The 6,833-nt window shown below is 65.7% G+C and carries 8 protein-coding genes; 2 read left to right on the forward strand and 6 right to left on the reverse strand.

Annotated features, from left to right (window positions below):
* From WB508_RS09295 to WB508_RS09320, 6 genes are all read right to left on the reverse strand, one after another.
* The coding region (locus WB508_RS09295) for a DUF2254 domain-containing protein (RefSeq protein WP_423844606.1) at positions 1–1,192 on the reverse strand (1,192 nt) is incomplete at its 3' end.
* Between the two features lie 105 nt (positions 1,193–1,297).
* Positions 1,298–1,459, reverse strand: a complete 162-nt coding sequence (locus WB508_RS09300) for a YqaE/Pmp3 family membrane protein (RefSeq protein WP_423844607.1) — start codon at positions 1,457–1,459, stop codon at positions 1,298–1,300.
* 32 nt (positions 1,460–1,491) lie between these two features.
* Positions 1,492–2,226 (reverse strand): aquaporin, encoded by a 735-nt coding sequence (locus tag WB508_RS09305; protein WP_423844608.1) that lies wholly within the window; start codon positions 2,224–2,226, stop codon positions 1,492–1,494.
* 17 nt (positions 2,227–2,243) lie between these two features.
* Positions 2,244–2,519, reverse strand: coding sequence for a GlsB/YeaQ/YmgE family stress response membrane protein (locus WB508_RS09310; protein WP_423844609.1), 276 nt, complete (start codon positions 2,517–2,519; stop codon positions 2,244–2,246).
* Positions 2,520–2,661: 142 nt separating this feature from the next.
* The gene (locus WB508_RS09315; protein WP_423844610.1) at positions 2,662–3,330 is read right to left on the reverse strand and encodes a response regulator; all 669 of its coding nucleotides are present in this window, start codon (positions 3,328–3,330) and stop codon (positions 2,662–2,664) included.
* Positions 3,327–5,330 (reverse strand): histidine kinase, encoded by a 2,004-nt coding sequence (locus WB508_RS09320; RefSeq protein WP_423844611.1) that lies wholly within the window; start codon positions 5,328–5,330, stop codon positions 3,327–3,329. Before WB508_RS09320 ends, WB508_RS09315 begins: the two co-directional genes overlap by 4 nt.
* Before the next feature lie 155 nt (positions 5,331–5,485).
* Between WB508_RS09320 and WB508_RS09325 the strand changes: the two genes are divergently transcribed.
* Together WB508_RS09325 and WB508_RS09330 are read left to right on the forward strand one after the other, a co-directional pair.
* Positions 5,486–5,938 carry a hypothetical protein gene (locus WB508_RS09325; protein WP_423844612.1) on the forward strand — a complete coding sequence of 151 codons (453 nt, stop codon included), beginning with the start codon at positions 5,486–5,488 and terminating at the stop codon, positions 5,936–5,938.
* A gap of 38 nt (positions 5,939–5,976) precedes the next feature.
* Positions 5,977–6,501 carry a hypothetical protein gene (locus WB508_RS09330; RefSeq protein WP_423844613.1) on the forward strand — a complete coding sequence of 175 codons (525 nt, stop codon included), beginning with the start codon at positions 5,977–5,979 and terminating at the stop codon, positions 6,499–6,501.
* The last annotated feature ends 332 nt before the right edge of the window (positions 6,502–6,833 follow it).

A 6,833-nucleotide genomic window follows, 5' to 3' on the forward strand; every position in this document is an offset into this window, starting at 1 on the left:
TGACGACGCCAGGCCGATCAAGATCCGCCAGAGACTGCTCGACGTGGTGCAGCACGTCGAGCAGGTAGATCAGCACGGTGGGCTGCTCCACCGATGCGATGCGCATCTCGTCGAACGCCAGACCGACCAGCTGCTCGTACGTCGTGGCGTGCGGGATCAGCAGCACCAGACCATCGGGGCCAGCCAACCTGCGTGCTGGTGGCTGACGCCTCAGCAGGTCAGCCAGCACCGTGCCGAGGTGAGAGATGGCATCGTGAGCCGTGGTGGGGTCGTTGATGCCAGGCGACATGGCCTTCAGCGCCACGTCGGTGAGCTGTCGGACCCCGTACGCCATGTCTTGCTGCAGCGTCCGCGTCTCCCCCACCATCACAGCCGACCGGATCGCGTCGGCACACTCATCTACATCGTCGGGCGCCGGGAAGATGCTGCAGATCGGCGTGTTCTGAATGGCGTACTGCCCGGCAAATGTCTCCAACCGGACTCGCGCTCCGGCCGGCAATGCGGCCAGAAGGGCGTCATAGTCCACGTTTTGCACCCAGCCGTAGGTGCAAAAGCGCACGGCGATGGCGCCGTCGGGCACCAGAGCCGACCCTTGGTGATCGGCCACGTCAGGGCGGTCCGCCTCCGGATCTGGCCAGGCCGAGCGTGCCTGACTCAGGACCTCCTCGGTGACGCGGCGAAGGATGTTCGAGACATCCATGGAGTGGGCCGCATGGTTGATGAAGGCCACGATCGCCAGGATCGAAGCAATGCCGAGGGCCACGGCGAGCAAGATCGAGAGGCTCGGAACCACCGCCTCGCCCTCCCCCTCCAGCGACGATCGAACCGCGCGCAGGACGACCAGACAATAGGTGAAGGTTCCGATCACCAGGCCCATCACTCGCTTGTTGAACGGATCTCGGAACATGCCGTGGACGACGCGAGGCGAGAACTGACTCGACGCGAGGGAGATCAGCAGCAGGCTGACAGAGAACGCGATACCGGCAAAGGTCAGCGTCGCCCCTGCCACGGTCGTGAGCACGGTTCGGGCGCTGTCAACGGTGGCCGTCAGTCGAGGATTGATGCCGGTGACGAGGTTGTCCACCACGAGCATCGCCTCCCCGAGGAAGATGCCGGCGATCACGCACAGCATGGGGACGAAGAACAGACTGCTGCGCAGACGGTCCGCCGAAGCCTTCAGGTGAGACAGCATCTGGCGCTCATTTCTGTCGTGGTGACGTGTGGCACTGAACACTTTTCGAGGGTAGGGACGGGCTGCCGCTCCGCTCAGCCATGCGCCCCTGCACGGTGAGATCGATTAGTTCTTCAGCACCCGGTACAGCCCGTAGATCACGCCGGGAACGTGACCGAGCAGTTGGAGCAGGAAGGCCCACAAGACCTTGAGACTCAATCCGTCCTTCAGCAGCACGGCCACGAACGGAAGAAACAGACACACGATGACGAGAAGTACCGTACGCATGGGACCACCTCACTTCTGATGATCAAGGGCTGTCACGAAGGCACGCCCGCACCGGTCGGGTCGGTGCCAGGAGCCTGTGCCGCACGCTGGCTGCTTGGCAGGTCGAACACCGGCGCCACCAGGGCAGCAAGCACAGCTCCGACCAAGGGTGCGACCACGAAGAGCCAAACCTGCGACAGCGCATCGCTGCCGGCGAACAATGCCGGGCCCAGTGACCGTGCCGGGTTCACTGAGGTCCCGTCCAACGGCACCCCGACGAGGTGGACCACGATGAGAACGAGTCCGATGGCGAGCCCGGCAAACCCAGGCGCCGCTGCTCGTCCGGTCACGAGTATCACGACCAGGACCAGCAGACACGTCGCGAGAACCTCGAAGACGAACGCTCCGCCACCGCTGACCCGATCTCCCCAGGCATTCGTTCCCAGGGCCCCGGTCTGGTCGGTGACCTCTCCGAAGTCCGACACCATCAGCTTGAGGAGGGCGCCTGCCGTGACGCCTCCCACGATCTGCGCAACCCAGTAGACGCCAGCCTCCGGCACGGAGATCCCACGGCGGAGCAGCACACCCAGGGTCACCGCGGGGTTGACGTGGCATCCCGAGGTGGGCCCGATGGCGTAGGCCAGCGCCAACAGGGTCAGGCCGAAGGCGAAAGCGACTCCCATGCCGCCGATGACGTCGAGACCGAAGACAGCAGCGCCTGCTCCGAAGAACACCAGGACGAACGTCCCGATGAGCTCTGACGTCCCCTTGCGCGTGAGATCAGACATCGTGGCGCCCTGCGAATTCATCGTCGACTCGCTGTGTTTCGACCCGTCACGGTCGAGGCAATGACCACCAGGACGGCTGCCGTGATGATGGCCACGATCCAGCGCACCCAGTCAACGCCATCGGTGTCGCCGCTGCCGCCGAAGGCGCTGTAGATGTACCAGCCCAGGATGACTCCGCCAACGCCGCACACCAGTGTCAGCCAGATCGGAATGTTGTCCTTGTCGCCCGGCGCGACGAACTTGCCCAGAAGCCCGATGATGACTCCCGCGATGATGATTCCGATGATTCCCATGGCCAGTCCCGTCAAGTGGTGCGAGATGCCGTCTCGCGGAGGTGACCCGGATCACACGTTGCGGATCAAGACGAGTTTAGGACGCTGCATGTCCGGCTTGGTATAGACACGCCCGGGCGACTTGTGGGCACTCCCAGCGCGATCATGAGTCGAGAGCTCCGTCTTCACTGCCCACCCCGGCGTCACGCGCCTTGAGTGCAGCAGCAGTGCGGTCTGGCACCTGCAGCTTGAGCAGAACTTGCGAGACGTGATTGCGGACCGTCTTCTCCGACATCCCCAGCCGCCTGGCGATCTCATGGTTACGGCACCCAGTTGACAACAGCTCAAGTACCTCTCGCTCTCGGGGAGTCAGCTCAGGAAAGGCGCGCTCGATCGATGACTGACCGTCGTCGCCGGAGTAGAACGAGACGATCCGGCGCGCGACCGAGCCGCCGTACACAGCGTCACCGTTGGCGACGGCCTGGACCGCGCGCACGATCTCATCGCCGTCGGCACCCTTGACGAGATAGCCGCGAGCACCGGCACGCAGCGCGGCGAACACGTGCTCGTCGTCCTCGTGCATGGTCAGCACGAGCACTCCGATCTCGGGGTCATCACTCACCAGATCCCGCGTGGCTGAGATTCCGTCCATCTCGATCATGCTGAGGTCGGTAATCACCACATCGGGGCGGTGCAGCGCGACTGCTTCGAGGAGTTCGCGGCCGCTCCCGGCGGTGGCCACCACGTCGACCGCGTCAGACTGTGCCAGCACCGCGCTGAGGCCATACCGGTACATCGGATGATCGTCGGCCAGCACGACGCGCACGCTCACGACGGCCCCAGCGGAATCACAGCGCACACCTCGGTGCCGCGGGGATGTGCCGGTGTGATGACGATCCGCCCGCCAAGGTCAGCCGCCCGGCGCGTCATCGACTCCAGACCGTGACCCGGCGTGTGGTCGTGAAGCAGGCCAACTCCGTCGTCGCGGATTCGGATCCGTACCTGCCCATCGGTGCTCTGCACCGACACCAGGCATCGACGTGCCTTTGAGTGGCGGGAGATGTTGGTGAGCGACTCCGCCACGATTCGGAAAACCGTTTCCTCGACGCGTGGCTCGAGTTGAGCGGGGTCGACATCGACGTCGAGCTGCAGGGCAACGCCCCCGTCGGTGCCCAGGCCGAGGGACGACGCGGTCTCGTGCACAGCCCCCGCGAAACCTGCACGGTCCAGGACCGATGGCCTGAGGCCGTCCAGTACCCGCCGAATCTCGGTGGTCGCGGCAGTCGCCTCGGCCCGCGTATGAGCGAGAATCTCTCGCACTGTGGTCGGGTCGCTGGCGAGGGCGAGCGCGGCGGCCTCGAGGCCTAGGGCGATGCCCGACATCGAGGGGCCCAGTCCGTCGTGCAGATCGCGCCGCAGTCGGTCGCGCTCAGCCAACGTCGCCTCCGCGACCCGTGCCCGCTCGACCGATAGCTGCTCGGTGAGGGCGCGCGATCGCACGACAACGGCGAGGTGCGGAGCCAGGACAGCGAGCAGATGGGCGTCTGATTCGCCGACCCGCTGCTGGTTCTGTCGCGGTCCGACCGTCACGGTTCCGAGCACGTGCCCGCTGTGGCGCAGCGGCACCTCGAGGCCGGACCCGTCCGGCGAACCGACGGTGGCGATCTCCCGGCCGCTGGCGTCGACAGCCCGAGCGTGAGTCGCCCCGGTTGCAAGCGAGACCGCCCGCAACATCGACCGCACCGGATCGTCGCCGGCGCCCTCCAGGCCCACGCCCAGACGGTGCACGGCGGTGAGCGGATCCACTCGCTCCCCCAGCACGAACCTGTCCACGCGCCCGCGCAGCCAACCGGCCACCGGAATCACCAGCGCCGCGACGACAGCCGAACTTGCGAGCAGCGGCAAAGGGCCGACAGGGACCAGCTGAGCCACCGACGTCGTGATCCCACCCACGACCAGAGCAACGAGCACCGTGAGCGGTACGTAGAGCATGGTCCGGCGCAGAGCCACCTCGATGCCCAGGAGCCGATACCTCAACACGCCCACCACAACCGCGACCGGCAGCAGTCCGTATACCAACGCGAACGAGAATTCGTAGGGGCTGAGGAACCCGATCGCCATCCCGATCTGGAACACGAGCAGAAGCAACAACTGCTGACGCTCCGGTGCCCGCGCCCGAACGGCCCGCAGGAGCGTGCCCACCAGCGCGACGATGATGGAACCTACGACCAGGACAGCAGCGGGCACTCCCAGGAGAATCACGTACCAGGTAGGCGCTTCCCACGGCAGTCGTACGTCCGCGACGACGTCGTCGACACCTCCCTGCGTGGTGGCGGCGAGCACCACGAGCAATCCGATCCCGACCAAGGCACCACGAATCTGCCATCGCCAGAAAGCAGAAGTGGGCCGACCGGTCGGGTAGAGACCCGGCAGGACAGCCATCACCAGCGCCAACGACGGCATCCATGCCCATGACGCCAGCCACATCACCGGGAGTCCCAGCGGTAGTGACCGATCGGGATCGGTCAGCGCACGGGCCCCGTACGCCTCGGCGCTCATCTGCACCGCTTGCAGAGCGCCGCTGGCCAGCACCAACCAACCGATGGAATTGCGCGGCCGGGCGCGAATCAACAAGATGCCGGATCCGAGGAACAAGAAGATGACCATGCCTGCCATCAGATCGCTGGTCTCGGTGGCGCTGACGATGCCTGGGCGCGACATCACCCCGCCGGACAACGAAAAGGGGATCGTCATGTACAGAGCGATCGACATCGCGGTCAGCACCCACCCGATACGCACGAGCACGGGGTCGCGAGGCGTGGCGGGTTCCATACACGCATTGTGGACCGCCACGCCAGCGTTGTCAGGGGTCTGCAGCCCTAGATGGCGCGGGACATTTTCCCGATCCTGATCCGGCTCCTGACACATCCTTCCTGGCAGCGATCGCGGTGTGCTGGTCGACATCACCACCACTGAAGGAGCTAGTCATGAACACCACCACCTCACTCACCACCTCCCCACCCGATCTTCGACACCCGACCCTCGCTGGGTTGCTGGGACTCGGCGTCTACGTGGCCGCCATGGTTGCCGGGGAGGCATTCGGCCTCAACGCCGACTCCAGCGGCACATCTGCGGGCCAATGGGCCATCACCGGCCTCATCGCCGTTGCGGGTCTCGCGATCGGTGTCGCCTTCGGACTGCGTGGCTGGACCGGCGCCACGCAGCGCCTGGCTCGCATCGCGCTCGGACTCGCCCTCGCGAGTGCCGTGTTGTTCATGGCCTTCTGGTCGGGCTGGCCGAGCGTCTTCAGCGCTGTGGCCGTCGGTCTTGCTCTGGAGCACCGACGCCGCATCGGATCGCTTGATCTCAGCGTTGGCGTCGCTGCCGGTCTCGGCACCCTCGTCTTCGTCGCAACCGCGATCGTCTGCGTCATCGGGTGACCCGGCGGTCCACCATTCACCCCCATCGAGGAGACATCATGTTCACAGCCACCAGCACCACCAAAGTCATCAGCACCGCCATCGTCGCCCTAGCGTTTGCCCTGGGGAGCAGCGGCGCAGCCATGGCAGCACCCGCTCAGCACGACACCTACTCCGAATCGTGGGCGGGAGATGAGCACCTTGCCGCCGAGAACAATTCATGCGGCCCCTGGGCCGCGACACTGCATGAGACTCGGGCAGGTTCCTACCGGATCGTCGAGGCACCCGGCGGCCGATCCGAGGGCGAATTCCACGTCAACGGAGTCATCCGCGGCCACCTCTCGCTGACTCCCGACGACCCGGCGCGTCCCACGTACTCGGGCCAATTTCGCGAGAAGGTCAACTTTGTCATCACTGGCGTGAGCGACGACGGCGAAGATCAGGCTCGAGTCGGGCAATTTCGCTTGCGTGCGCCGCTCGCCGGGAGCGACGGTTCCACCCTGGTCCTGACCATGACCGGCCGGCTCACCACGAATGCCCACGGCGAGGTGGTCACAGCACGGTTTTCACTCCTCTGCGCTTGAGGGCATCGGGAGCTTGAGTCACTGAGCGGCGACCCACGACGGTCCCTCCCCAGCTTTGGCCGGGGAGGGACTGCTCACCTCTGAGCGGACGGGCTCGCTGCAGACCACGCGTGCAAGCGATCCGCAGTCGGTACGACTTCGTTGAGAACTGACGTGGCCCATCGTTCACGAATGGACCGGCGACCCGGCCTCACTCCAAACATGCCCTTGGTTCACCCCGGTCACGTTCCACTGACCTCCTGCGATATGCCCGATCGCCCATCTCAGCGGGCCGGACGTATGTTGCCGAGCCCCCAAAAGGCCAAATGGCCTGCGGCGCCGCGAGATCTGCA

The sequence above is a fragment of the Aeromicrobium sp. genome (assembly GCF_049586495.1).
Classification (GTDB): Bacteria; Actinomycetota; Actinomycetes; order Propionibacteriales; family Nocardioidaceae; genus Aeromicrobium.